25 protein-coding genes are annotated in these 24,174 nt (G+C 65.4%); 14 read left to right on the top strand and 11 right to left on the bottom strand.

What is annotated here, in order from left to right:
• Nucleotides 1–8: 8 nt before the first annotated feature.
• The 4 genes from ACT3SZ_RS11325 to ychF all read right to left on the bottom strand — a co-directional run bounded on the left by ACT3SZ_RS11325 (nucleotide 9) and on the right by ychF (nucleotide 2,414).
• On the bottom strand, nucleotides 9–545 hold the full coding sequence (locus ACT3SZ_RS11325) for a peptide-methionine (S)-S-oxide reductase (RefSeq protein ID WP_444618677.1): 537 nt from the start codon (nucleotides 543–545) through the stop codon (nucleotides 9–11).
• A gap of 59 nt (nucleotides 546–604) precedes the next feature.
• Nucleotides 605–892: a HigA family addiction module antitoxin gene (locus tag ACT3SZ_RS11320; RefSeq protein WP_444618675.1), complete on the bottom strand. Its 288-nt coding sequence runs from the start codon at nucleotides 890–892 to the stop codon at nucleotides 605–607.
• A 48-nt stretch (nucleotides 893–940) separates the two neighbouring features.
• Entirely contained in the window at nucleotides 941–1,240 is a 300-nt protein-coding gene (locus tag ACT3SZ_RS11315) for a HigA family addiction module antitoxin (protein WP_444618673.1), read from the bottom strand.
• An 88-nt stretch (nucleotides 1,241–1,328) separates the two neighbouring features.
• Nucleotides 1,329–2,414 carry a redox-regulated ATPase YchF gene (gene ychF / locus ACT3SZ_RS11310; RefSeq protein WP_444618671.1) on the bottom strand — a complete coding sequence of 362 codons (1,086 nt, stop codon included), beginning with the start codon at nucleotides 2,412–2,414 and terminating at the stop codon, nucleotides 1,329–1,331.
• Between the two features lie 230 nt (nucleotides 2,415–2,644).
• Here ychF and ACT3SZ_RS11305 point away from each other — a divergent pair, with 230 nt between their 5' ends.
• From ACT3SZ_RS11305 to ACT3SZ_RS11290, 4 genes are read left to right on the top strand one after another with little or no spacing between them, the layout of a single operon-like run.
• Nucleotides 2,645–4,300: a sodium-dependent transporter gene (locus tag ACT3SZ_RS11305; RefSeq protein ID WP_444618669.1), complete on the top strand. Its 1,656-nt coding sequence runs from the start codon at nucleotides 2,645–2,647 to the stop codon at nucleotides 4,298–4,300.
• On the top strand, nucleotides 4,297–4,476 hold the full coding sequence (gene metS, locus ACT3SZ_RS11300) for a methionine/alanine import NSS transporter subunit MetS (RefSeq protein ID WP_444618667.1): 180 nt from the start codon (nucleotides 4,297–4,299) through the stop codon (nucleotides 4,474–4,476). The genes ACT3SZ_RS11305 and metS overlap by 4 nt, the downstream gene beginning before the upstream one ends.
• 43 nt (nucleotides 4,477–4,519) lie before the next feature.
• Nucleotides 4,520–6,142, top strand: coding sequence for an AI-2E family transporter (locus ACT3SZ_RS11295; protein WP_444618665.1), 1,623 nt, complete (start codon nucleotides 4,520–4,522; stop codon nucleotides 6,140–6,142).
• Between the two features lie 22 nt (nucleotides 6,143–6,164).
• Nucleotides 6,165–6,959: a DUF6542 domain-containing protein gene (locus tag ACT3SZ_RS11290; RefSeq protein ID WP_444618663.1), complete on the top strand. Its 795-nt coding sequence runs from the start codon at nucleotides 6,165–6,167 to the stop codon at nucleotides 6,957–6,959.
• A gap of 84 nt (nucleotides 6,960–7,043) precedes the next feature.
• Here the strand turns inward: ACT3SZ_RS11290 and ACT3SZ_RS11285 are convergent, their stop codons facing one another.
• Nucleotides 7,044–8,078 (bottom strand): 4-hydroxy-3-methylbut-2-enyl diphosphate reductase, encoded by a 1,035-nt coding sequence (locus tag ACT3SZ_RS11285; protein ID WP_444618661.1) that lies wholly within the window; start codon nucleotides 8,076–8,078, stop codon nucleotides 7,044–7,046.
• 35 nt (nucleotides 8,079–8,113) lie between these two features.
• Between ACT3SZ_RS11285 and xseA the strand changes: the two genes are divergently transcribed.
• Both xseA and ACT3SZ_RS11275 read left to right on the top strand, forming a co-directional pair.
• Nucleotides 8,114–9,484 (top strand): exodeoxyribonuclease VII large subunit, encoded by a 1,371-nt coding sequence (gene xseA, locus ACT3SZ_RS11280; protein WP_444618659.1) that lies wholly within the window; start codon nucleotides 8,114–8,116, stop codon nucleotides 9,482–9,484.
• On the top strand, nucleotides 9,477–9,728 hold the full coding sequence (locus ACT3SZ_RS11275; protein WP_444618657.1) for an exodeoxyribonuclease VII small subunit: 252 nt from the start codon (nucleotides 9,477–9,479) through the stop codon (nucleotides 9,726–9,728). Before xseA ends, ACT3SZ_RS11275 begins: the two co-directional genes overlap by 8 nt.
• A gap of 27 nt (nucleotides 9,729–9,755) precedes the next feature.
• Here ACT3SZ_RS11275 and ACT3SZ_RS11270 read toward each other — a convergent pair whose 3' ends face one another.
• The gene (locus tag ACT3SZ_RS11270; RefSeq protein WP_444618655.1) at nucleotides 9,756–10,355 is read right to left on the bottom strand and encodes a DUF4245 domain-containing protein; all 600 of its coding nucleotides are present in this window, start codon (nucleotides 10,353–10,355) and stop codon (nucleotides 9,756–9,758) included.
• Between the two features lie 135 nt (nucleotides 10,356–10,490).
• Between ACT3SZ_RS11270 and glpX the strand changes: the two genes are divergently transcribed.
• From glpX to ACT3SZ_RS11245, 5 genes are all read left to right on the top strand, one after another.
• Nucleotides 10,491–11,522 (top strand): class II fructose-bisphosphatase, encoded by a 1,032-nt coding sequence (gene glpX / locus ACT3SZ_RS11265; RefSeq protein WP_444618653.1) that lies wholly within the window; start codon nucleotides 10,491–10,493, stop codon nucleotides 11,520–11,522.
• Nucleotides 11,523–11,618: 96 nt separating this feature from the next.
• Nucleotides 11,619–13,016, top strand: coding sequence for a class II fumarate hydratase (locus tag ACT3SZ_RS11260; RefSeq protein ID WP_444618651.1), 1,398 nt, complete (start codon nucleotides 11,619–11,621; stop codon nucleotides 13,014–13,016).
• 112 nt (nucleotides 13,017–13,128) lie between these two features.
• The gene (locus ACT3SZ_RS11255; RefSeq protein ID WP_444618649.1) at nucleotides 13,129–14,088 is read left to right on the top strand and encodes an RNase H family protein; all 960 of its coding nucleotides are present in this window, start codon (nucleotides 13,129–13,131) and stop codon (nucleotides 14,086–14,088) included.
• Nucleotides 14,089–14,158: 70 nt separating this feature from the next.
• On the top strand, nucleotides 14,159–14,857 hold the full coding sequence (locus ACT3SZ_RS11250) for a TetR/AcrR family transcriptional regulator (RefSeq protein WP_444618647.1): 699 nt from the start codon (nucleotides 14,159–14,161) through the stop codon (nucleotides 14,855–14,857).
• A gap of 71 nt (nucleotides 14,858–14,928) precedes the next feature.
• Nucleotides 14,929–16,506: an MDR family MFS transporter gene (locus ACT3SZ_RS11245; RefSeq protein ID WP_444618645.1), complete on the top strand. Its 1,578-nt coding sequence runs from the start codon at nucleotides 14,929–14,931 to the stop codon at nucleotides 16,504–16,506.
• Here the strand turns inward: ACT3SZ_RS11245 and ACT3SZ_RS11240 are convergent.
• The 3 genes from ACT3SZ_RS11240 to ACT3SZ_RS11230 form a co-directional block, all read right to left on the bottom strand.
• Nucleotides 16,503–17,042 carry a GNAT family N-acetyltransferase gene (locus tag ACT3SZ_RS11240; RefSeq protein ID WP_301443346.1) on the bottom strand — a complete coding sequence of 180 codons (540 nt, stop codon included), beginning with the start codon at nucleotides 17,040–17,042 and terminating at the stop codon, nucleotides 16,503–16,505. The two genes, ACT3SZ_RS11245 and ACT3SZ_RS11240, sit on opposite strands and share 4 nt — an antisense overlap.
• A 48-nt stretch (nucleotides 17,043–17,090) precedes the next feature.
• The gene (locus ACT3SZ_RS11235; RefSeq protein ID WP_444618642.1) at nucleotides 17,091–18,470 is read right to left on the bottom strand and encodes a PhoH family protein; all 1,380 of its coding nucleotides are present in this window, start codon (nucleotides 18,468–18,470) and stop codon (nucleotides 17,091–17,093) included.
• 73 nt (nucleotides 18,471–18,543) lie between these two features.
• Complete coding sequence (locus tag ACT3SZ_RS11230) at nucleotides 18,544–19,134, bottom strand: hypothetical protein (RefSeq protein WP_444618640.1); 591 nt, start codon at nucleotides 19,132–19,134, stop codon at nucleotides 18,544–18,546.
• A 59-nt stretch (nucleotides 19,135–19,193) separates the two neighbouring features.
• On the opposite strand from ACT3SZ_RS11230, the gene ACT3SZ_RS11225 reads away from it, so the two are divergent.
• On the top strand, nucleotides 19,194–19,538 hold the full coding sequence (locus tag ACT3SZ_RS11225; protein ID WP_444619030.1) for a DUF5997 family protein: 345 nt from the start codon (nucleotides 19,194–19,196) through the stop codon (nucleotides 19,536–19,538).
• Between the two features lie 854 nt (nucleotides 19,539–20,392).
• On the top strand, nucleotides 20,393–21,565 hold the full coding sequence (locus ACT3SZ_RS11220) for an acyl-CoA dehydrogenase family protein (RefSeq protein ID WP_444618638.1): 1,173 nt from the start codon (nucleotides 20,393–20,395) through the stop codon (nucleotides 21,563–21,565).
• A 91-nt stretch (nucleotides 21,566–21,656) separates the two neighbouring features.
• Here ACT3SZ_RS11220 and ACT3SZ_RS11215 read toward each other — a convergent pair whose 3' ends face one another.
• A complete protein-coding gene (locus ACT3SZ_RS11215; protein WP_444618636.1) occupies nucleotides 21,657–21,821 on the bottom strand; it encodes an isochorismatase family protein in 165 nt (54 codons plus the stop codon).
• A 479-nt stretch (nucleotides 21,822–22,300) separates the two neighbouring features.
• On the opposite strand from ACT3SZ_RS11215, the gene ACT3SZ_RS11210 reads away from it, so the two are divergent.
• On the top strand, nucleotides 22,301–23,374 hold the full coding sequence (locus tag ACT3SZ_RS11210; protein WP_444618634.1) for an IS630 family transposase: 1,074 nt from the start codon (nucleotides 22,301–22,303) through the stop codon (nucleotides 23,372–23,374).
• Nucleotides 23,375–23,795: 421 nt separating this feature from the next.
• On the opposite strand, the gene ACT3SZ_RS11205 is transcribed toward ACT3SZ_RS11210, so the two are convergent.
• A complete protein-coding gene (locus ACT3SZ_RS11205; protein ID WP_444618632.1) occupies nucleotides 23,796–24,044 on the bottom strand; it encodes a hypothetical protein in 249 nt (82 codons plus the stop codon).
• Nucleotides 24,045–24,174: the final 130 nt, after the last annotated feature.

Genomic DNA, 24,174 nt, shown 5'->3' with positions numbered 1-24,174 from the left:
GCTGCCCGCTAATCGCGATACCGGTGGAGCAGTTCTGGTGGTAGATGGCAAGAATCCCCTGGGCATCGATCGAGCCGGTGCTGGTGCTCCTCGGCGCTGCGGACGTAGTTCGTCAAGGGCAGCACCTCGACGGCGATGCGCGGGGCGTCCTCGCGGGCCGCAAGGTAGTCGCGGGCCTGTTCGAGGTGTCGCGGATCCTGCGAGTACAGCCCAGTGCGGTACTTCTCCCCCACGTCCGGGCCCTGCGCATTGACGCTGTAGGGATCGATGATCTCGAAGAGGTACCCCATCAGTCCGGCGACGTCGACGATCTGCGGGTCGAACCTGGTGCGCACGCACTCGGCATAGCCGTCGTACTCCCCCACCAACGACCTCCCCGCACCGTTCGCCCGACCTGCCTCGGTGTGGGTCACCCCAGGGATGGTGGAGAAGAAAGCCTGCACTCCCCACAGACAGCCACCGGCGATGAACACCTCGTCGGTGGTGGCGGTGACTTCCCCGTCGGCCGGTTGGCCCGACCACTCTGTCGCTCGTTGGGAGTTCATCGAAGCGATGGTACTACCGCGGTTGGCTACAAACCTCTCAACGGAGAGATCGCTGTGACCTACTCGCGCGACGTCCTGGGTTCCAGCCGAAGTTCGTAGTTCGACTGCAGGGTCATCCAGCACTCCTCGGAAGTACCGAAGTACCGCGCCAGACGGATCGCCATGTCAGCGGTGATCCCCCGCTTGCCGTGCACGATCTCGTTGATCCGACGCGGCGGCACCCCGATGGACACGGCAAGCGTGTTCTGTGTGATCCCGAAGCCCTCGATGAAGTCCTCCATCAGGATCTCCCCCGGGTGGATCGGCTCGATCAGATCTCGCTCAGTGGTAGTCGACGAGTTCGACATCTTCTGCACCTCCCCCTCTCCAAACGAAGCAGAGACGCCATTCCACACTCACGCGGACTGCAGCGGGGCGATCGCGGCGACCTGCTCGCCGACGAGCTCCCCCGCAACCTCCAGCTCGAATCGCGTCTGCAAGTTGAGCCAGAACTGCGGATCCACCCCGAAATAACGACCCAGACGCAGGGCGGTGTCGGCGGTGATGGCCCGCTTGCCGTGCACGATCTCGTTGATCCGACGCGGAGGCACGCCGATGGACACGGCGAGCTTGTTCTGCGTGATGCCGAACCCCTCGATGAAGTCATCCATAAGGACCTCGCCCGGATGAATCGGCGAGTAAAGCTTCTCGGACATCACTCCTCCTCAGTGGTAGTCCACGATCTCGACGTCCTCAGCACCGGCATCGGCCCAGCGGGAGCAGACACGCCACTGGTCATTAACGCTAGACGTTAAATTTGAAGTCCACGACGTCGCCGTCCTGCATCACGTACTCCTTGCCCTCCTGGCGCACCTTGCCGTGGTTACGAGCCTCGGCGACGGAGCCGTACTCGTCCAGGTCGGAGAAGCCGACGATCTCGGCCTTGATGAAGCCACGCTCGAAGTCGGTGTGGATCACACCGGCGGCCTGCGGGGCGGTCGCGCCCTGCGGGATCGTCCAGGCACGCGTCTCCTTGGGCCCGGCCGTGAGGTAGGTCTGCAGACCCAGGGTCGCGAAACCAGCCTTGGCCAGCGTCGCCAGTCCCGGCTCGTCCTGCCCGACGGACGCGAGCAGCTCGGCGGCCTCCTCGTCGTCGAGCTCGAGCAGCTCCGCCTCGGTGGCGGCGTCCAGGAACACGCAGTCCGCCGGCGCGACGAGGTCGCGCAGCTCCTGCTGCCGGGACTCGTCCGTCAGCACGGCCTCATCGGAGTTGAAGACATAGAGGAAAGGCTTGGCGGTCATCAGGTGCAGCTCGCGGACCGCAGCAAGGTCGAATTCGCCGGAGACCGAGGCGGAGTACAGCGTGCGGTCGTCCTCCAGGATCGCCTGGGCCTTCTTGGCGGCCTCGGCCTGCTCGGCCTTGTCGCGATCCTTGCGCCCCTCCTTCTCCAGGCGGGGCACCGCCTTCTCCACGGTCTGCAGGTCGGCGAGAATCAGCTCGGTTTCGATGACCGAGATATCCGTGGCCGGATCGACACGGCCGTCGACGTGAATCACGTCGTCGTTCGAGAAGGCACGCACGACCTGACAGATCGCGTCGGCCTCACGGATGTTCGCCAGGAAGGCATTGCCCATCCCTTCGCCCTCGGAAGCGCCCTTGACGATGCCGGCGATGTCCACGAAGGACACCGTGGCCGGCAGGATGCGCTCGGAGGAGTAGATCTCGGCGAGCCGGGTCAGACGAGGGTCCGGCAGTTCGACGAGGCCGACGTTGGGCTCGATCGTGGCGAAGGGGTAGTTCGCGGCGAGGACGTCGTTGCGGGTCAGGGCATTGAACAGCGTGGACTTACCGACATTGGGCAGGCCGACGATTCCGAGAGTAAGGGTCACGGCGACCATCCTATCCGGTCGACTCCCCACCGGGCAGTCCGCCCCTCGCCCCTGTCACCCCAGCCAGCACTCCCCCGACCATCCACCCTGCCCCGCACAGGACGGCACAACCGCCCGGGCCGTAAGCTCTCCAGAAACTGTCCGTTTCCTGGAAGACCAGTGGGAATCTAGGATAGATTCGATTTCCTCACTTCCCCTGCCGCAACAAGAGACCCCGGAGGCTCACGCACATGTCTGCAGACGCTCCCGCCGGGCCGCAGGTCGGATCAGACGGCAAGGACGGAAAGGTTACCCGCGACACGTTCAACTCGCGGCTCCTGTTCCTGTTCGCTGCCATCGGTTCCGCCGTCGGTCTCGGCAACATCTGGCGATTCCCCTACGTCGCCTACGAATCAGGCGGCGGAGCATTCCTCGTCCCCTACATGATCGCCCTGCTCACCGCGGGCATCCCGCTGCTGTGGATGTTCTTCGCGCTGGGCCACCGGTTCCGGGGCTCGGCACCGCTGGTCTTCCGCCGGATCCACCCGCGCGCCGAGATCCTGGGCTGGGCCCAGGTCGGCATCTCCTTCTTCATCGCCGTCTATTACGCCGCGATCGTCGGGTGGGCACTGCTCTACACGATGAAGTCCTTCACCAAGGGCTGGGGAGAGAACCCCGGTGACTACTTCTCCGGGGAGTTCCTTCAGGCTGACACCGAGTCGGTGTTCTCCGGCACCTTCGTGATGCCGATCCTCATCACGATGATCGTGGTGTGGATCATCGTCCTGGCAACTCTCGTGCTCGACGTGAGCAAGGGCATCGGACGACTCAACATCATCTTCATCCCGCTGCTGCTCGTGCTGTTCATCGTGATGGTCGTGCGTGCGCTGTTCCTCGACGGTGCCTCCACCGGCCTGGACGCCCTGTTCACCCCGGACTGGAGTGCGCTGACCGACTCCTCGGTGTGGATCGCGGCCTACGGACAGATCTTCTTCTCGCTGTCCATCGGCTTCGGCATCATGATCACCTACTCCTCTTACCTGAAGCCGCGCTCGAACCTGACGAGCACCGGCCTGGTCACCGCCTTCGCCAACTCCTCGTTCGAGGTTCTCGCCGGCATCGGCGTGTTCGCCGCGCTCGGTTTCATGTCCGCGGCGTCCGGCGTCCCGGTCAGCGAGGTCGCGACCTCCGGCATCGGCCTGGCGTTCGAGGCGTTCCCGACGATCATCAACCAGATGCCCGCAGGCGAACTCTTCGGCATCCTGTTCTTCGCCAGCCTCGCGATCGCCGGTGTCACCTCTCTGATCTCCATCGTGGAGGTCGTGTCCTCTGCCGTGCGAGACAAGTTCGACATGTCCCGCCGCGCCGCCGCCCTGTCGGTCGGCGTGCCGATGGCGGTCCTGTCGATCCTGGCCTTCTCCGCCACCAGCGGGCTGGTCACTCTGGACGTCATGGACAAGTTCACCAACAACGTGGGCATCGTGCTCGCCGCCCTGGTGGCCATCATCGTGGTCGGTGTGATGACGATGCGTATCAACGAGCTGCAGCAGCACCTCAACGCCGTGTCCTCGTTCAAGGTCGGCGCCACCTGGCGCACCTTCCTGATGTACGTCACCTCCGTGATCCTCACCTTCACCCTTCTCAGCGAGGTCGCGACCCTGCTGGACGAGGGCTACGGCGGCTACGAGGACAGCCAGGTCTTCACCTGGGGCTGGTTGGTGATCATTGTCGTCCTGGTGGCGGCCATCATCATGCACCTGATCCCCTTCACCCGTCAGTCGATGGTTCTCGACGGGACGCCCGGCTCCGACTTCGGTGTCCCGCCCGGCGGGCGGGCGCGCGGCGCCTCCAACCCCCTGGCCAACGCCGGCAACGCGGCGTCCGAGAAGCAAGGAGCGAACCGATGAGCACCACCGCGATCGTCATGATGGCCCTGTTCATGGTCTTCCTGTGGGGAGGCCTGCTCGTGGCCACAATCAACCTGCGCAACCACTCCGACGAGGAGTCCGGCGACTTGGGGACCGCCCCGGGTACCACGGACGAGGACCTGATCTTCCACGCCTCATCCCACCCCGCGGGGTGAGTCACCGGGCTACCCGGTGACGAACACCCCACCATCGTGCACAATGGGTGGGGTGAGCAGCGATTCAAACAACACCAACGGGTCCTCGGGGAGCAAGAAGCCCGACGGACAGAACAGTCCGAACAACCCGGACCCGCGCGATGTGGTCGACGGGCGGGACTTCGCCGACATCCTCATGGGGTCGGGCCGCATGGACCCTGAGTCGTCACTCCCGCTGCCTGGGGAGGAAACGGCCGCGGTCCGCAGCCCGAAGGAGGCCTCCGAGGGGTCCATCTTCTTGGAGGGTGACCCGGCTATGCAGGAGCCCGACGACAACGCCGAGGCTCTGCAGTCCGACGACGAGGGCACTCCCGGCAAGGAGATCCGCGACCGCGCCGAGGTCATCGGCACCTCTGCGCGCTGGACGGCCGGATGGAGCCTGCGCTTCCTCGTGACCGCCGCGGCCCTGTGGGTCCTCTTCTACGCCCTGTCCCGTCTCTGGGCGGGCATCCTTCCGGTCATCCTGGCCATCATCGTATGTACCGTGCTCTGGCCGCTGGTCCGCCTCTTCCGCAAGTGGCACTTCCCCAACGCCCTGGCGGTCCTGTCGACGCTGATCCTGTTCTTCGCTGGGTTCGGCGGCATCATCGCCGCCATCCTGCCGAGCGTGTCCAGTCAGATCCCCGACCTCGTGGACCGCGGCGCCGCGGGAATCGAGCAGATCCAGAACTGGGTCGCCGGCCCCCCGCTGAACCTGCAGAGTGACCAGATCGACAACATGATCGACCAGGCCACGAGCTGGGTGCAGGACCAGACCGCCCAAATCACCCAGACCGCGATCACCGGGGTCTCAGCCGTCACGTCAGCGGCGATCACCCTGTTCGTGATGCTCGTGCTGATCTTCTTCTTCCTGAAGGACGGCGATAAGTTCCTGCCGATGGTTCGTCGCATCGCCGGACGCCGCGTCGGCTGGCACCTCACCGAGGTGCTGACCCGCTGCTGGAACACCCTGGGCGGCTTCATCCGCACGCAGGCGATCGTGAGCTTCATCGACGCCTTCTTCATCGGCCTGGGTCTGGTCATCCTCCAGGTTCCCCTCGCCCTTCCGCTGGCGATCATCACCTTCTTCGGTGGTTTCATCCCGATCGTGGGTGCCTTCACCGCTGGCGCCCTGGCGGTCCTCATCGCCCTGGTCACCCAGGGTTTCACCACCGCACTGATCGTGCTGGGTGTCGTGCTCCTCGTCCAGCAGCTCGAGGGCAATGTGCTGCAGCCTGTGCTGCAGTCCAAGGCCATGAAGATGCACGCGGTCATCGTCCTGCTCTCGGTGATCATCGGTAGCGGCATGTTCGGCATCATCGGTGCCTTCCTCGCCGTGCCCGTGGCAGCGATGATCACCGAGATCTTCCGCTACATCGGCGATCTCACCGACTTGGCTACCGGCGAGAAGCATTCCGCCGACATCAGTTTCGCCACCTCCGCCGGTCAGCAGACCGGTGAACAACGCGAGCAGGCCGCGCAGCGTTGGCAGGACTGGCGCAAGTCCCTGAAGAGCGACGAGTCCGGGGAGCCCAAGGCATTCAGCCGGTTCCTCGCGCCGCTCCTGCCCGATGATAAGTCCGAAAAGACCGAGAAGGACGAGAAGGACGACAAGCCGAGTGACGACTCCACCTCAAAGCGGTCCTGAGCTTCGGGTAACATCAGCCGCCGTGACTTCTGAGACCACTGACGAGCCCGCCCCGCTGAACCGCCGGGGCCTGATCCCGGTATGGGCTCCCCTGCTGGTGATGGCGGCTGTCATCCTCACCGGGGTCGTCCTCAGCAGCGTAGGCACCTCCTATGTCGTACTCTTCGCTGTGGCCGCGATCGTGTGTACCGCGCTGGTGGAACTGCGCGGCCTCTTCCTCACTGTCGTGCTCCTGCCGGTCTACTGGTTCTTCGGTATCACCGGGGTCGGGCTGATCAGTGCCGACTCCGGTACCGCGGGATCGAACTTCAAGACGAGCTTGATCACCGCCGCGTATCCGGCGATCGAGAAGTTCCTCTGGCTGGCGGTGACCTTCCTGATCTGTCTGGTGATTGCCATTGGACGACAGCGCATCGACGCCGCCGTGCTCAAGGCCCAGCACCGACGGGACCGCTCACGCCGTCGGCAGATGACGGACGCCGAGGAGAGCAACCAGCGTCTCAACGCCCGCTACCGCGACAGCGACCGGCCGGCCGGCGATCGCGCCCCCTCCCCGCGCCAGCGACCTGAGCGCACTGAGCGTCCTGAGCGCACCGAACAGCGGCCGGCGTCCTCCCGCCGCTATAGCGACCGCCCCCGCGGTGATTACCCGCGCTACCCGTCGCAGCGCGACGAAGCGTCCCGCGGCACGCAGGACTCCCCCGCCCCGGACGAGCAGGAGCAGCCGGAGACCCGTACCCGCACCGCCGCCGAGTTGCGCGAGGCGAGCCGGCGCCGCCGCTCGCGGAGCCAGGACCGCCCGCTCGACATGGAGTGAGCGAGTCGCAACCGGCACCGCACGACGAAGGGGCCGACCCAGGAAATGATTCCCGGGTCGGCCCCTTCGTCGGTGCCGCTGAGGTCAGCTGGCGTTGCGTGCCGGGCGCAGTTCGCGCGGCAGGGAGAACACCAGGTCCTCGGTGGCGGTGGTGACTTCCTCGATGCTGTTGAAGCCGTGCTCGGCGAGCAGCTCCAGCACACCGCGCACGAGCAGCTCCGGCACCGAGGCACCGGAGGTCACGCCCACGGAGGTCACACCCTCGAACCAGGCGGGGTCGACCTGCTCGGCGTAGTCGACCAGGTGGGATTCCTTCGTGCCGTGCTGGAGCGCGACCTCGACGAGCCGCACCGAGTTCGACGAGTTCTGGGAACCGACGACGATCATCAGCTCGACCTTCGGCGCAATTGCCTTGACCGCGACCTGGCGGTTCTGGGTGGCGTAGCAGATGTCGTCGCTGGGCGGGGTCTCCAGCTGGGGGAACTTCTCGTGGAGGAACTTCACCGTGCGCATCGTCTCGTCCACGCTGAGCGTGGTCTGCGACAGCCAGATCAGCTTCTGGTCCTCGGGGAACTCGAGGGCGTCCACGTCCTCCTTGCCGTCGACGAGGTGCACCACGTCCGGGGCCTCGCCTGCCGTACCCTCGACCTCCTCGTGACCGTGGTGGCCGATGAGGATGATCTGGTAACCCTGCTTGGCGAAGCGCTTAACCTCATTGTGCACCTTGGTGACCAGCGGGCAGGTCGCGTCGAAGGTCTTGAGCTTGAGCAGTTTGGCGTCCTCGTGCACCTTCGGCGAGACACCGTGTGCGGAAAACACCACGTTGGAGCCCTCTGGCACGTCCATGGTCTTGTCCACGAAGATCACGCCCTGCTCCTCCAGGGTCTTCACGACGTGCTTGTTGTGCACGATCTCCTTGCGGACGTAGAGCGGTGCGCCGTGCTTCTCGAGGGCCTTCTCCACGGTCTCCACGGCGCGGTCGACGCCGGCGCAGTATCCGCGGGGGGCGGCGAGCATGACTCGCTTGGCGGAACGGGCCGGGGTATCGCGTTCGTCACGGTCGATGGTGGTCGTCGGGGCAGTTGTGGTGAAGTTATCCACAGGTGAAGCCTCAGTCATGTCCCCCATGCTATCGGACCTCTACAATCAGAGCCATGTCAGATGCCTCGCCCGCCTCGCCGACCGCTGCGACCGGTTCACCACCGTCGCCCACCTCTGCAGAGGCCCCCTGGCCGGTTCATGTCGTCAACGACAAGGTGAAGGGGTGGATCGAGCGTCTCGGCCACCTGTGGGTTGAGGGGCAGATCACCCAGGTCAACATGAAGCCGTCCTGGAAACTGTCCTACATCACCCTGCGTGATGTGGAGATGGAACAGTCCGTCCCGTTGACGTGCTCCACCTCGATGCTGCGCGCTATGCCGACGCCGCTGAAGAACGGCGACCGGGTGGTGGTCTACGGAAAGCCGGCGTTCTACTCCGGCCGCGGTTCCTTCTCCCTGTGGGTCTCCCGGATCCAACACGTGGGTGTCGGCGAGCTTCTGGCCCGAATGGAACAGCTCAAGCGCGCGATGGACGCAGAGGGGTTGTTCGACCCGCGGCTCAAGCGTCCGTTGCCGTTCCTTCCGGGGCGTGTCGGACTCATCACGGGACGCGGCTCGGCCGCCGAGCGCGACGTGCTCGCCGTCGCGCACGACCGTTGGCCGGCGGTGCAGACCGAGGTGATCAACACCGCGGTGCAGGGCCCACAGGCCGTGCCGCAGGTCATCGCCGCCCTCCAGAAACTTGAGGACGACCCGCGTGTGGACGTGATCATCGTGGCGCGTGGTGGTGGTTCGGTGGAGGACTTGCTGCCGTTCTCTGAGGAGGCGCTGGTGCGCCAGGTCAGCCGGATGACCACACCGGTGGTCAGCGCCATCGGGCACGAACCGGACAATCCGATCCTCGACAACGTCGCCGACCTGCGGGCGGCCACGCCCACCGACGCCGCCAAGCGGGTCGTGCCGGACGTTGCGGCGGAGCTGCGGCTCGTGTCCGAACTACGGGACCGCGCCGCCAGTGCCCTGCGTTCCTGGGTGGCCAATGAGCAGCGTGGCCTGGCGACGGTGCGCTCGCGTCCGGTCCTGGCCGACCCGTTGCTGCCGATCCGGCGTCAGCAGGAACTGGTCACCGAGGCGCGCGGCCGCAATGACCGTGCGCTGGGGATCACGATCCGCGACATGCGCTCCCAGGTCGTCTCCCTCAAAGCCCAGGTCAATGCGCTGGGCCCGTCACAGACCCTGCGGCGTGGCTACTCGGTGGTGCAGGTCCTCCCCCGCGACCACTCCCCGGCCCAGGTCGTGACCACCGTGGACGACGTGACCCCGGGTTCCCAGCTACGCATCCGCGTATTGGACGGCTCGGTCACCGCCGCGGCAATGGCCGTGCAGCACTCCGAGGCCGCGCCCGAGAAGCCGGCGCCTGAGAAGACAGAATCAACCGACGCAACCGACGCCCCCGAGAACAAGGAGACCCCGAGCGATGAGTGACACCGAGAACACCCAGACCTTCCGTCCGCTGGACGAGCTGAGCTACGAGCAGGCCCGCGATGAGCTGGTGGAGGTCGTCAAGATCCTCGAGCTAGGTCAGATGAGCCTGGACGAGTCCCTGAAGTACTGGGAGCGCGGCGAGGAACTGGCCGCCTACTGCGAGCGCTACCTCGACGGTGCCTCGGAGCGGGTGGAGGCTGCACTGCAGAACCGCCGTCCCGATGGGGAGGACGGCGGCGAGTAGTCCCGGGGTCGCCCGGGGTAGTTACACCTAGCCGGTGACGATCGGGTCGGTGGTCACGACCTTGTCCGCCAGCGTCTCGTAGATCTCCCCGGTGGCGGTACCCGACAACATCACGGTGGAGTCTCCCAGGTCTGCGGCCCAGACCGTCCGGGCGTCGTCTCCGGTGAAGATGCGCCAGGTGACCGTGTCACCGGCGGTCTCGGCGGTGACCCCGGATGCCGAACTCTCCCGCGAGTCGGTCTCCTCGCGGTACTCGTCGTCCACGTCGGCGACCGCGTCCTCCAGCTCGACGGAGGTCTGGGTCAGCCCGATGTAGTAGCGCTCGTCAATGACCCAGCCGGCGATGGAGGAGGGTTCCCGGTCGATCGTGGTGCGGCGACCGGAGTTCGCCTGCCAGTCGTCGGGCACGTCCGGGTTGCGCACCGGGAAGTTCAAACTGCGCGCTTCCGAACCGAGGATCGCATCGATGTCGACCTCGTTGACTGGGCCGGTGGTCTCCGCCGGGCCGGGATTGTAGCTGCACAGGCCGGTGAAGCCGACGGAAAACGCCATGACCACACCCAACACGCCCAGCGATATCAGCAGGTCACGGGTGGAGGTGAACATGCGCGGTTTCTCGAGTTTCACGCCCCCGATTATTGCAGACAGGTACCCCGGGGGCCCTAACCGTCACCCTCTGAACGACCGCAGCACGCACCGGAGGGTGGCTCGTGGAACAATGGTGGGTACCCCCGACGCCCGATAGCAGAAAGCTGGTCTTCCATGACTTCCGGATCCGACTCCGTTCCCACCCCGCCCGAGGCCCTCCCCGCCTCTTCCCCGGACCGCAACCTGGCCATGGAGCTCGTGCGCGTCACTGAGGCGGCGGCCCTGGCGTCCGGCAAATGGGTGGGACGCGGCAAGAAGGAATCCGGCGACGGTGCCGCCGTCGACGCTATGCGCCGCATGATCAACACCGTGCAGATGAACGGCACCGTGATCATCGGCGAGGGCGAGAAGGACGAAGCCCCGATGCTGTTCAACGGTGAGTCCGTCGGCACGGGCGAGGGCCCGGCCGTCGACATCGCCGTGGACCCGGTGGACGGCACCACGCTGATGGCCGAGGGACGCCCGAACGCCATCTCCGTGCTCGCCGCCGCCGAGCGTGGCTCGATGTACGACCCCTCCGCCGTGTTCTACATGAAGAAGATCGCCGTGGGCCCCGAGGCCGCCGGCAGCATCGACATCCAGGCACCTGCCGCCCACAACATCAACGCCGTGGCCAAGGCCAAGGGCGTTCACCCCTCGGACGTCACCGTGGTCGTGCTGGACCGTCCCCGTCACCTCGACCTGATCGCGGAGATCCGCGCGGCGGGTGCGAAGGTGCGGCTCATCGGCGACGGTGACGTTGCCGGTGCCGTGGCCGCCGCCGGCGAGAGCCACGCGGTCGACCTGATGATGGGCACCGGTGGCACCCCGGAGGGCATCATCACCGCCTGCGCGATGAAGTGCATGGGCGGCGAGATCCAGGGCGTGCTGGCCCCCACCGACGACACAGAGCGGCAGAAGGCGATCGACGCCGGCCTGTCGCTCGACACCGTCCTGGGCACCAATGACCTGGTCTCCTCGGACAACTGCTACTTCGTCGCCACCGGCGTGACCAACGGCGACATGCTGCGCGGCGTCAGCTACCGTGCCGGCGGCGCGACCACCCGCTCGTTGGTGATGCGCGAGCGTTCCGGCACGATCCGCAGCATCGAGGCCACCCACCAGCTGCAGAAGCTCAAGGACTACTCGGTCCAGGACTACATCTGATCCTCCCCCACCCCCGCAGGCACACCGTCCGGAACGCCTGCGGGTACCCTTATATGTCAGTCGTCACAATAATCAGGAAGGACACGACAGTTCATTATGAGTGAGCAGGAATTCCGCATCGAGCACGACACCATGGGTGAGGTCAAGGTCCCGGCCAAGGCCCTGTGGCGTGCACAGACCCAGCGTGCCGTGGAGAACTTCCCGATCTCCGACCGACCCCTGGAGGCCGCGCAGATCCGTGCCATGGGCCTGCTGAAGGCAGCCTGTGCCCAGGTCAACAAGGACTCCGGCGCGCTGGACGGCACCAAGGCGGACGCCATCATCGCCGCCGGCAAGGCCATCGCCGAGGGCACCTACAACGACGAGTTCCCGATCGACGTCTTCCAGACCGGTTCGGGCACCTCGTCGAATATGAACACCAACGAGGTCATCGCCTCGCTGGCCAAGCAGGACGGGGTTGAGATCCACCCGAACGACGACGTGAACATGGGCCAGTCGTCGAACGACACCCTCCCCACCGCCACGCACGTCGCGGCGACCGAGGCGGCCGTCACCAGCCTGATCCCGGCGCTGAAGACCCTGCACTCCTCCCTCGCGGCGAAGGCCTCCGAGTGGAAGAACGACGTGAAGTCCGGCCGCACCCACCTCATGGATGCCGTCCCGGTGACCCTGGGCCAGGAGTTCGGCGGCTACGCCCGTCAGATCGAGCTGGGCATCCAGCGCATCGAGGCCACCCTGCCGCGTCTCGGCGAGCTGGCCATCGGCGGCACCGCCACCGGTACCGGCCTGAACACCTCCGCCGACTTCGGCGCGAAGGTCACCGAGGAGCTCAAGAAGCTCACCGGTGTCGAGGAGCTGACCGAGGCGGAGAACCACTTCGAGGCACAGGCCGCCCGCGACGCACTCGTGGAGTTCTCCGGTGCGATGCGCACCGTGGCCGTCTCGCTGAACAAGATCGCCAATGACATCCGCATGATGGGCTCCGGCCCGCTGACCGGTTTCGGCGAGATCCACCTCCCCGACCTGCAGCCGGGTTCCTCGATCATGCCCGGCAAGGTCAACCCGGTGCTGTGCGAGACCGCCACCCAGGTCGCCGCGCAGGTCATCGGCAACGACGCCGCCATCACCTTCGGTGGTGCACAGGGCCACTTCGAGCTCAACGTGTTCATCCCGATGATGGCCCGCAACGTGCTGGAGTCCGCCAAGCTGCTCGCCAACACCTCCACGGTGTTCGCCGAGCGCCTGGTCGACGGCATCGAGCCGAACAAGGAGCGCATGCGCACCCTGGCGGAGTCCTCGCCGTCCATCGTGACCCCGCTGAACTCCGCGATCGGCTACGAGGCCGCCGCGAAGGTCGCCAAGACCGCGCTGGCCGAGGGCAAGACCATCCGCCAGACCGTAATCGACCTGGGCTTCGTGCCCGAGACCCTGTCGGAGGAGGAGCTGGACAAGCGCCTCGACGTGCTCGCCATGGCGAACACCGACCGCGACTAGCAGCTCGAGCAGTCCCCGCCCTGAGGGGCAACTGGATAAGAGAGGGGCACCGCGACATCACCGTCGCGGTGTCCCTCTCTTCATGTCCGTGGCGTGTGGGACGATACCTTGCATGACGATCACCGCAGCCGCTGACGGCTCCGCCCTCGGAAACCCCGGCCCCGCAGGCTGGGCCTGGTACATCGACGACGACACCTGGAAGGCCGGCGGCTGGCCGCACGGCACGAACAACATGGGCGAGCTCAAGGCCGTCCTGGACCTGCTGGAGACCACGGCCGCGCACCCGGACGCCGCGGGCCAGCACCTGCTGATCCTGTGTGACTCCCAGTACGTGATCAACTCGGTGACGAAGTGGATGCCCGGCTGGAAGCGCAAGGGCTGGAAGAAGCGCGACGGCAAGCCGGTGCAGAACGTCGACCTGATGAAGGCCATTGACGCGGCGATGCAGGGCAGGGATGTCGCTTTCGAGTGGGTGAAGGGGCACGCCGGGCACCCGATGAACGAGGCGGCGGACAAGCGGGCGAACGCCGCGGCCACCGCCTTCTCACAGCGCCGCTCCCCCGAGACCGGCCCCGGCCTCGACGGCGCGCAAGGGCCAGCCGTACCGGCGCAGGACGCCGCAACGTCCGGAACGTCCGACGCGTCGGGCACGTCCGGAACGTCCGACGCGTCGGGCACGTCCGGAACGTCCGATGCGACCGACGCGGCGCAGGACGCAGAGGACGCTGCCGCCCGGGAGCTGGCGCTCTACAGCGACGAGGTGCGCGGTAACCGTGAGTTCGCCGAGGCGCTACTGCACCCGGACCTGCACGTCGTGGACCGAGATGGTCGAGTTCTCGACCGCGACGGATTCTTAGACTCACTGGCACCCTTGCGCGGCTTCGACCGGCTGGAAGTTTCCGACGTGGTGACCGAGGCAGTGGGGGGCGACGCAGTGCTGGTGCGGTCCACGGCGACGGGGGCCTACGGGACCACGGTGCGCACCTCGGTGTGGGTACGCGCCAGCGGAACCGACGGGGAGGGTGATGCTCATCTCATTCTGCGCCATCATCAGCAAACCGTGCGGGGCTAACCACCCCCATAAGGGGGTTAATGATATTGTTGCATTGCGTGCAAGTTTTCACCGGGTGTAGACCTGTCACGTGACTGAGACAAGGAATGAATCCGCAACGGGCGCCGACGGGTGTGGCCTCCGCGAGCGAAAGCGTCGGGAAACCCGGCTCCGCATCGAGGACTGCGCCACCGAACTCATCCTCGCCCGCGGATTCGACCAGGTCACCATCGACGAGATTTGCGAGAAGGCCGACGTGAGCCGCCGGACCTTCTTCAACTACTTCGAGTCAAAGGACCAAGTCGCCGCAGGACGCGGCGTCCCCCCACTTCCGCCAGAGGTGCTGGACGCCCTCGCCGCGACCGACTCCCCGAACATCATCCGCGACATCCTCGACTTCATCGGACGCTCGCTGGACGACGACCCCGAGTCCTCGCCGCGATTGTCCCCCGACCCGGGGATCAGCATGAAGATCAAGGAACGGCGACGCCAGATCATCCAGGAGACCCCGCTGCTGACCGTCGCGGGAATGCGCCGGTTCGACGAACTCGCCGGGGACATCCTCGCCGCGATCGACGACTACCTCTCCCGCTACCCGCAGCGTCGGCATCTCCCGGACCTCACCGTCCACGAGGAGGCCCTGCTACTCACCGGCCTGGTCCGCACCAGTTTGGCCACTGGCGGCCTGTTCCACCGCGACCAGCCGGCGAAGGACCGACGCGAGATCCTCACCTTCGCCGGACGAAACCTCACCCAACTGTCGGCGGCCTATACCACCGGTTGGGACTGACTTTTCCGTCCGGCACCACCGTCACACCCTGCACGACTACTTGCGTAAGAAAGCACGAGAAGAGATCCTCCATGAGCCCCGTTGAGAAAGTAGAGTCGTCGCCGACGACTCCAGAGGCCACCACCGCCTCGAAGAACAACATCCCCCTGGTCTTCGCCAGCCTCATGCTCGGCATGTTGCTGGTCTCCCTGGGCCAGACCATTTTCGCCACCGCCCTGCCGACCGTCGTCGGCGAGCTCGGCGGCGTGGACCAGATGAGCTGGGTGATCACCGCCTTCCTGCTGGCCCAGACCATCGGCCTGCCGATCTACGGCAAACTCGGTGACCAGATCGGCCGCAAGCCGCTGTTCATCTTCGCCCTGAGCATGTACCTGATCGGTTCGGTCGTTGGTGCGCTGGGCCAGAACATCTGGATCATCATCGTCGCCCGCGCCATCCAGGGCCTCGGCGGCGGCGGCATGATGGTGCTGTCCCAGGCCATCATCGCCGATATCATCCCGGCACGTCAGCGCGGCAAGTACATGGGCCTGATGGGCTCCGTCTTCGGCCTGTCCTCCGTGCTCGGCCCGTTGCTCGGTGGCTTCTTCACCGACGGCCCCGGCTGGCGCTGGGCCCTGTGGTTCAACGTGCCGCTGGCCCTGATCGCCATCGCGATCGCCGTCTTCGCCATGCACCTTCCGGCCCGCGGCAGCGGACACGCCAAGCTCGACATCTGGGGCACGGTCTTCATGGCCGGCTTCGCCACCTGCCTGATCCTCTTCCTCAGCTGGGGCGGCAAGGACTACGACTGGGATTCGGTCACCATCATCGGCCTGATCATCGCCACCGTGGTCTGTGCAGTGCTCTTCGTCTTCGTCGAGCTCAAGGCGGATGAACCGCTGATCCCGATGACCCTGTTCACCAACCGCAACTTCGTGCTGTGCACCCTCGCCGGCCTCGTCATCGGTGTGGTCATGCTCGGCACCCTGTCCTACATGCCGACCTACATCCAGATGGTCCACGGGATGTCCCCGACCAAGGCCGGTCTGATGATGATCCCGATGATCCTCGGCATGATGCCGACCTCGATCGTGGTGGGCATCATCGTCAGCCGCACGGGCAACTACAAGTGGTACCCGGTCGTCGGAATGTTCGTCACCGCCGTGGGCCTGTTCCTGCTCGGCGGTCTGGAGACCCACGACAGCCTGCTGCACCTGGGCCTGGTGCTGTTCGTCTTCGGCTTCGGCCTGGGCTGCGCCATGCAGATCCTCGTGCTGATCGTGCAGAACGCCTTCCCGGTCAGCATGGTCGGCACGGCCACCGCCTCGAACAACTTCTTCCGCCAGATCGGTATGTCCGTCGGCTCGGCCGTCGTCGGTTCGGTGTTCACCTCGCGCCTGCAGTCGCTCATGGGTGAGCGTGTCCCGGGGGCAATGCAGGAGATGGGTTCGGACGCGGCAGACTACGCCGACTCCTTCTCGGACTCCGGGTCGCACAGCATCACCCCGGACATGGTCAGCCACCTGCCCGGCGCCCTGCACGAGGCCGTGATCACCAGCTACAACGATGCACTGGTCCCGATCTTCACCGTGCTGATCCCCCTGGCGGTCATCGCCGGCATTGTCCTGATCTTCACCCGTCAGGAGAAGCTCAAGGACACCGTCGACTAGCCGCCCACGCGTTCCCGGTACTCCGGGTACGCGGGCCCTCCCTCGAGGATCTTTTCCAGCAGGAGGATGTCGCGCCAGCGACCCTCCATCGGCCCGTAGTTCATACGGGCCATCGTGTGTGCCACGCCGATTTCGGTGAAACCACGCGAGAGGTGCAGCTTCAACGATCCCTGATTCTCCGGGAACACCGTGGAGTGCATCGCCCAATATCCGGCATCGGTCGCCGCCTGGATCATGTGGTCCAGTAGTGCCCCTGCTACGCCGCGTCCGGCGGCGTCCGGCGCAATATAGACCGAATCCTCCACCACCCCGGCGAATACCTCGCGGCGCGACGCTTTGGCCGCCGAGACCCAGCCCAGGACGTCCCCGTCCTCGTCGGCGACGAACATGAGGTCACCGATCTTGTGCTCGGTGAAACCGTCCCAGGTGGGGGCCTCCCCCTCATAGGTCGCGTGCCCGGTGTCCATGCCCGACTGTTGGATGCGCGCCACCTGGGCGTAGTCGTCCCTCCGCATGGGACGAATCTTGAATGTCATGCAAGGCATTGTAAACGTGCCGGGACCTCCGCGCAGCCGTGCAGCGCATCAGCCCTTTTCCAGCAGGCTGGTGACCAGTTCTGCCACGGCTGAACGCTCGGATCGAGTCAGGGTGACGTGCGCGAACAGCGGGTTGCCCTTGAGCTTCTCGACCACGGCGAGCACACCGTCATGGCGTCCCACGCGCAGGTTGTCGCGCTGGGCCACGTCGTGGGTGAGCACCACCCGAGAGTTGCGTCCCAGCCGGGACAGCACCGTGAGCAGCACATTGCGTTCCAGCGACTGCGCCTCGTCGACGATGACGAAGCTGTCGTGGATGCTCCGTCCGCGGATGTGCGTCAGCGGCAGCACCTCCAGCAGGCCGCGATCATCGATCTCGTCGAGGACGTTCTCGCTGACCAGCCCGTCGAGCGTGTCATACACGGCCTGCGTCCACGGGTTCATCTTCTCGACGCCGTCGCCGGGCAGGTAGCCGAGGTCCTGGCCGCCGACGGCGTGCAGCGGACGGAAAACCACGATCCGACGGTGCGACTGGCGTTCCAGCACCGCCTCCAGCCCCGCGCACAGCGCCAGCGCCGACTTGCCGGTACCGGCGGAGCCGCCGAGCGAGACGATGCCCACCTCCTCGTCGAGCAGGATGTCCAGCGCCACGCGCTGGCGGGCGCTGCGTCCCCGCAGGCCGAATGCCTCCAGGTCCTGCGGGACCTGGCGCAACACCCCGTTGGACGCCACCCGCGCCAGCGCCGACTGGCTGCCGGCGGTCAGCTGGACGCCGCAGTGCACCGGCAGGTCCACGGCGTCCTCCACCTCCCCGGTGGCGTCCACCGCGCCGTCGGCGAAGAGCCCGTCGATGAGAGAGGCACTCACCTCTGCGGTGACCATGCCCTCGTAGCCGGTGAGGACGACGTCCTGCGCGCGGTACTCGTCGGCGTCCAGCCCCACCGCGCCGGCCTTCACGCGCAGCGGGACGTCCTTCGTGACCAGGGTGACGTTGTTGCCCTCGGCGCGCAGGTTCAGCGCGGAAGCGAGGATGCGCCGGTCATTGTCCGCGCCGTCGTCCGGGCGGGCGCGCAGCCCGGCGGGTAGGACGGACTGGTCGACGTGGTTGAGTTCCACGCGCAGCGTTCCGCCGTCCGGGGTGACCTCGATGGCGCGGTCCAGGCGACCGCTAGTGCGGCGCAGGTCTTCGAGCAAGCCGAGGGCCTGGCGGGCGAACCAGCCGAGTTCCGGGTGCTGACGCTTGGCCTCCAACTCGCTGACGACCACGATGGGCAGGACCACGCTGTGTTCAGCGAATTTCAGCAGCGCCCACGGGTCGGAGAGCAGGACGGAGGTGTCGATGACGTACGTGCGCACCGCGCCCGGGGTTCCGGAAGCGGCGGCGGTGGGAGTGGGGGTGGTTGAGGTGGCGACGGTGGCTCTGGTCATGCCCCCGAGGCTAGGAAGCACACGTGTAGATCACATGGTTGTGAGATGAAGTCTGGGTGAACTCACCGGGAGACTAGCGGGAGCTGGAAGAGCGCCGGCCACGGCAGATGCCGACGAACTGCTGCACGACGTCGTCGTCGCGCTCACGCAGCCATACCAGCGCGATGCGGGTCGGCGACTGCCCCGCCAGGCGCCGGTGGACGACGCCGCGGCGGTTCACCGCGCGCAGCAGCGGGCGCGGGGCGACGACCACACCGACATTGGACGCGACCACGTCGAGGTGCTCGCGCACCGCCGCCGGGTCCACGCCACGGTAGAGCACCATCTCACCGTCCATGTCGGCGGCGGTGACCTCCTCGTTCTCCCCCACGGCCTCCAGCACGTGCTCCTTAGGCACGGCGACGCCCGGCTGCTCGTCGTAGAGGACGACCCGGTGGAGGCCAAGACGCTCCATCGCTGAATCGTCCACGTTGCTGTCCGCCATACCGTCCCAACCGTCGGACAAACGGACGAGGGCGATATCTGCCGCCCCGCTGAGGACGTAGGCCAGCGGGTCGTCCGCCGAGGCGGAAGCGGCCTTCCAGCCGTCCATGCGCTCGTCGAACCTGCCGAACCATTTACCGGGGACGGCACCGGGTGCGAAGACGACCTTCAGGTATTGCATGGTGACCATCGTATCCCCCACGGGTCGACCAGTTAGACTCTGCAGGTATGAGTGACCGGATGAAACCCCAGACCGCGGCAAAGAAGCTGAACATCTACCTTCCCGCGACCCCAGAGACCTTCCAGGAAGGCACGCTCGGCCACGACGAGTTCGTGGCCCTGCAGAACAACCCGCCCGAGTGGCTGCAGGACCTGCGCCGCGAAGGCCCGCACCCGCGACCGGAGGTGGCCCGCAAGCTCGGCATCACCATCACCGCGTTGAAGGCCAATGACATGGACAAGCCGCTGACGACCGCCGACATCAAGGCGCTGCTGGAGAACCAGCCTGACTGGCTGCGCAGCGCCCGGAGCTCCCTGGCGGAGAACCGCACGGCCGGTGACGCCGAGGCCGACTCTCAGGAGTAGGGGCCTTCCCGCCGCGCGGGGCGCAAGGGGCGCGGGGCGCAAGGGGGGCGGGGCGCAAGGGGGGGCACGAAGGGCCAAGATCGAGCGTGGGATGGTTGAATCTGCGGGTTCAACCATCCCACGCTCGATTTCGGCCCCTGGCGGGGGTTCGCAATGAAAAAAGTGAGGGCCCCGTCCTCCCGGGTGACGAACCGGGAGGGCGGGGCCCTCGTGGAGAGCGCGAGCGCCGGGTGACGAATCCGGTGTCGCGAAGTTTCTCCGCTGTGCCGCGACGGGCAGGTGAACTGCAGTCCAGGGCAGCGCGTTGGAGGTGCCGCAGCCCGAGCGCGTCGATCCGGTGAGAAGAGGAAGCCGGATCGCGCGGATTCGGACTGAACCCTGGGTTCCACCTGCCGTTGCGGCTGATCCACAACTGCAGTGCGTCGAGGTGACTAGCCTTCGACACATCCATGAGGTTAGCGAGACCTAAACCGGTGTGTCAACAATTAAACAACATTCGCGTGATGTAATTCGTGAAAGCCTGCCCTAACTTGTTCTGACCTGCCATTTTGCCCGTCAGGCTTTCCGCCCACAGCACCACCCCCACCCTCTGCCCCCGCGGTCGGCGGCCTATGCCCTCGAACCTCGGGGCCCCTCCGGGACCTCCGCTCGCCCCCTTCCCGAGCTCACTGTGATCCGGTACTCGCTGTCGACGATATTGTTTCCCACCCCACAATCCTCCCCCAGGTTGGGCTGTCATTACCCCTTTCTCCACACGATGGTTAATATGAATTTGTAACATCTAAGAGACGTGGATCACATGGACAAGGTTATTGCCCCCTCCACGGCCCTCGGCTCCGATCCGGAAGGACGCAATGAAGAACTACCTCCCCCGCACCATCTTCGACGAGGAACACAACATGTTCCGGGAGACCTGCAAGGACTTCGTCAACGCCGAGGTCCGCCCCTACGTCGACAAGTGGCACGAGCAGGGTTTCAGCGACCGCACCATGTTCAAGGCGGCCGGCAACCTCGGCCTGCTGGGCATCACCTCCCCCGAGGAGTTCGGCGGCGGCGGAATGCAGGACTACCGCTTCAACGCCATCCTCTCCGAGGAGCTCGCCGAGGCCGACTGCGGTTCGGTCATCGTCTCCCTCCAGGTCATCAATGACCTGGTGATCCCCTACCTCGAGCGTTTCGCCAACGACGAGCAGAAGGAGAAGTTCCTCCGCCCGCTGTGCGCCGGTGACAAGATCGCCGCGATCGCCATGACCGAGCCCGGTGCCGGCGCGGACCTCGCAGGCATCCGCACCACCGCCCCGCGCGACGAGGACGGCAACTTCGTCCTCAACGGTTCCAAGACCTTCATCTCCAACGGCATCCAGGCCGACTTCACCATCGTCGTCGCCATCACCGACCCCGCCAAGGGCCGTGCCGGTGTCTCCCTCCTGATCGTCGAGGAAGGCATGGAGGGCTACACCAAGGCTGCACCGCTGAAGAAGGTCGGTCTGAAGGCGCAGGACACCGCCGAGCTGTCCTTCGAGAACGTCAAGGTCCCCGCCGAGAACCTCCTCGGCGAAGAGGGCGCCGGCTTCGGCTACCTGCGCACGAACCTGGCCCAGGAGCGCGTCTCCATCGCCGTGGGTTCCATCGCGACCTCCCGCCGCGCCTTCGACCTGGTCTACAAGCACTCCCAGGAGCGCAAGACCTTCGGCAACCGTCTGGTCGACCACCAGGCCTACCGCTGGGAGCTGGCCAAGATGGCCACCGAGATCCAGTCCGCGCAGTCCTTCGTGGATGCCGCCGTGGCCGCCAAGGTCAAGGGCGAGCTCGACGAGACCACCGCATCGATGGCCAAGTACCTGACCACCGAGCTGCAGATCAAGGTCGTCAACACCGCCGTCCAGCTGCACGGTGGCTACGGCTTCATGCTGGAGTACCCGATCGCCACGCACTACCTGGACTCCCGCGTCCAGCCGATCTACGGCGGCCCCAACGAGATCATGTTGGAGATTATCAGCCGCAAGCTGGCCAAGGGCGAGAAGTAGTACCCACTCCTCCCCCTCACTCTCCTGCATGACTCAGCAACCCGGGAGGCTGGTTCGACCAGCCTCCCGGGTTACTGTGCTTCCGATTGGCTCACGCCACGGTGACCCCCACATAGGCCATCTGCTCCACGGCCACCGCCCCTCCGGTCACGGTCACCGGCGAGCACAACTCACTGAGCAGCTCCACCGTGAAGCCCTCCGCCACCGCGTCGAGGGCCGTGGCACGCACACAGAAGTCTGTGGCGATGCCACACACCGTCACCTCCGTGACGCCGCGCGAGCGCAGCCACGCCGCCAGGGTGCTGCCCTCCGCAGCACCGGCGTCGCCCTCCCCCGAGCACTAGAACCCAAGACTTAGCCGCTTTTCCGGTTCGCTTGGAGAGCTTTGGAGAGGCAGTTGGAGTGCACGTCCTACTCACTCGGTCCGGCCACCTCCAACATGCGTAGGCGATACAGGGAACCCCTTCGACCTACGTCGTAGGCGTCGTAGGCCTTAGCCCACAGTCGTCCAGGACCTTCGATATGGGATTCCCGATCTCACTCATATCCTCAGCGCTCACGCGAGGTGTCGCTGTCGGCAGAGTGATCTTCTGATAAGCGAGCACTTGGCCCTCGCCCTCGGAATCGCCGGCGCTGAAGACTTACCACGCCGGTAGTCGCGACGCCTTTCTCCTCGCACACCTAGTGTCGCGTTTCGTTAATTCATTAATGGTTCGTGGTGTGGGAGAATGAACCATGCCCAACAACCCCGCACCTGCACTTTCCTTACGCGACGGCGACAAAGAGATTCTGGAGTCCTGGGTCCGCTCCACAACCATCAAAGCCGGGCTGGTGCAGCGCGCGAGGATCATCCTGCTCGCCGCCGAGGGGATGGCGAATGCGCATATCGCAGAAACCATCGGCACCACGACAACCTCGGTGTGGAAGTGGCGTAACCGCTACCGCGATGCCGGGGTCACCGGACTCGATGACGCGGCCCGCTCGGGCCGACCGAAGCAGGTCAGTGACCTGGATATCGTGTACGCAACACTCACCCGCCCGCCGAAGAAGTACGGGGTGACCCACTGGTCATCCCGACTGCTGGGCCAGCATCTCGGGCTAGGAAATGCGACAGTATCGCGAGCGTGGCGAGCCTACGGGGTACAGCCATGGAAGGCCGAGACCTTCAAATTCTCCACTGATCCTGAACTCGTCGGCAAAGTTACCGACGTCGTCGGGCTATATCTGGATCCGCCGGACAACGCGATCGTATTGTGCGTCGACGAGAAGTCCCAGATACAGGCACTGGACCGCACCGCACCGATGTTGCCGATGCGCATCGGTGACGCTGAGAAACGCACCCACGACTACAAGCGACATGGTACGACCACACTGTTCGCCGCATTGGAGGTCGCCACCGGGGCGGTCACCGGGGCTGTAAAGCCGAAGCACCGTCGGCAAGAGTTCTTGAGCTTCCTACGCCAGATCGACCGCGCCTACCCGGATCAGGATCTACACCTGGTGATGGACAACTACGCCACCCACAAAACCCCCGAGGTACGGGACTGGCTGGCGCAACATCCACGCTTCCACGTGCATTTCACCCCGACGTCCGGGTCGTGGTTGAACCTGGTGGAGGTGTGTTTCGGCATCATCGACCGCCAGGCAATCAAGCGGGGCGTGTTCACTTCAGTCAAGGATCTGAACGCGAAGATTCGGGCGTTTATCACCGGGTGGAACAAGCGTAAGCACCCGTTCGTGTGGACGAAAACGGCTGATGAGATCCTGGCGAAAGCGAACCGTCAACCTACTTCAGAAACGCGACACTAGGAACACGCCTCAATAATTGAGTAAACGCACGACTGAGCCTTCTTCCAGATGACGACGTTGGTCAGCGCGATGTCAATCGAAACAAGGTGCTTACTAGGGCAAATAGGTTACGCCTAGGGAACTTCCCTGGCCGCCTCCGAAGCCCGGTCCTCGACGGCCTCACTATCTCCTTCATGCTTTGTGTTGGGTGCTAAACCTTGCATTCTTCGCCTTCAAGCGCTCGGCGGCCTACCAAGTGACTGCCTCGCCCTCTTGCTTCCCGCCCACACCCCTAGGCTCGCCCTAGCCTGCAACCAAACGGACTCAATAGAACGTCTTTCCATGAACTACGAGGCCATATCTCTGCTCCCAATATCCGCGAAAGCAACGTTCCCGAGCACTCCGCCTTTAGGCCAGAAGACTTCCTCCATTCCCATTCCTTTTACATCTGCACGGCAGCCGCCTCCAAGGTAGCCCTCACTACCGGACCGACCGAAGGGGGTAGTCTTCGCACGAGCTCTTCAGTGAGATCCCCAGTCTTGTAGTTGCTCAGGTAGGGAAGCTCTCTCCTCTTCTCCACCTCATCGACGTAGCCAGTGTCACAAAGCGCAACAATGGGGTCGATGCTTCTTCCCTTTGCTATTTGTATGACCCCCTCAGCGGAGATACGCCTACGCTGCTTGAAATTCATAAACGTCCGAGGATTCATACCCACACTTACCGCGAACTCTCGCGCACTCTCCGACCCTTGCACTCCGGAAAGCCAACTCATCTGCCGTTCCTCGATACTTCGCTCTTCCATCACACTAGCCCTCTTTACC

Source organism: Corynebacterium sp. AOP40-9SA-29, assembly GCF_052377405.1.
GTDB lineage: Bacteria > Actinomycetota > Actinomycetes > Mycobacteriales > Mycobacteriaceae > Corynebacterium.
Note: the sequence above shows the minus strand (reverse complement) of the source record. Positions and strands in the feature narration are given on the sequence as shown.

Bases quoted from the DNA above. Each gene is read 5' to 3' on its own strand.
- ACT3SZ_RS11275 (WP_444618657.1), top strand. From the start codon at position 9,477: ATGAGTGACACCGAGAACACCCAGACCTTCCGTCCGCTGGACGAGCTG.
- glpX (WP_444618653.1), top strand. From the start codon at position 10,491: ATGACTTCCGGATCCGACTCCGTTCCCACCCCGCCCGAGGCCCTCCCC.
- xseA (WP_444618659.1), top strand. From the start codon at position 8,114: ATGTCAGATGCCTCGCCCGCCTCGCCGACCGCTGCGACCGGTTCACCA.
- ACT3SZ_RS11305 (WP_444618669.1), top strand. From the start codon at position 2,645: ATGTCTGCAGACGCTCCCGCCGGGCCGCAGGTCGGATCAGACGGCAAG.
- ACT3SZ_RS11320 (WP_444618675.1), bottom strand. From the start codon at position 892: ATGTCGAACTCGTCGACTACCACTGAGCGAGATCTGATCGAGCCGATC.
- ACT3SZ_RS11285 (WP_444618661.1), bottom strand. From the start codon at position 8,078: ATGACTGAGGCTTCACCTGTGGATAACTTCACCACAACTGCCCCGACG.
- ACT3SZ_RS11295 (WP_444618665.1), top strand. From the start codon at position 4,520: ATGGGTGGGGTGAGCAGCGATTCAAACAACACCAACGGGTCCTCGGGG.
- ACT3SZ_RS11240 (WP_301443346.1), bottom strand. From the start codon at position 17,042: ATGACATTCAAGATTCGTCCCATGCGGAGGGACGACTACGCCCAGGTG.
- ACT3SZ_RS11255 (WP_444618649.1), top strand. From the start codon at position 13,129: ATGACGATCACCGCAGCCGCTGACGGCTCCGCCCTCGGAAACCCCGGC.
- ACT3SZ_RS11230 (WP_444618640.1), bottom strand. From the start codon at position 19,134: ATGCAATACCTGAAGGTCGTCTTCGCACCCGGTGCCGTCCCCGGTAAA.
- ACT3SZ_RS11325 (WP_444618677.1), bottom strand. From the start codon at position 545: ATGAACTCCCAACGAGCGACAGAGTGGTCGGGCCAACCGGCCGACGGG.
- ACT3SZ_RS11205 (WP_444618632.1), bottom strand. From the start codon at position 24,044: ATGAATTTCAAGCAGCGTAGGCGTATCTCCGCTGAGGGGGTCATACAA.
- ACT3SZ_RS11245 (WP_444618645.1), top strand. From the start codon at position 14,929: ATGAGCCCCGTTGAGAAAGTAGAGTCGTCGCCGACGACTCCAGAGGCC.
- ACT3SZ_RS11210 (WP_444618634.1), top strand. From the start codon at position 22,301: ATGCCCAACAACCCCGCACCTGCACTTTCCTTACGCGACGGCGACAAA.
- ACT3SZ_RS11260 (WP_444618651.1), top strand. From the start codon at position 11,619: ATGAGTGAGCAGGAATTCCGCATCGAGCACGACACCATGGGTGAGGTC.
- ACT3SZ_RS11315 (WP_444618673.1), bottom strand. From the start codon at position 1,240: ATGTCCGAGAAGCTTTACTCGCCGATTCATCCGGGCGAGGTCCTTATG.
- ACT3SZ_RS11235 (WP_444618642.1), bottom strand. From the start codon at position 18,470: ATGACCAGAGCCACCGTCGCCACCTCAACCACCCCCACTCCCACCGCC.
- ACT3SZ_RS11225 (WP_444619030.1), top strand. From the start codon at position 19,194: ATGAAACCCCAGACCGCGGCAAAGAAGCTGAACATCTACCTTCCCGCG.
- metS (WP_444618667.1), top strand. From the start codon at position 4,297: ATGAGCACCACCGCGATCGTCATGATGGCCCTGTTCATGGTCTTCCTG.
- ACT3SZ_RS11220 (WP_444618638.1), top strand. From the start codon at position 20,393: ATGAAGAACTACCTCCCCCGCACCATCTTCGACGAGGAACACAACATG.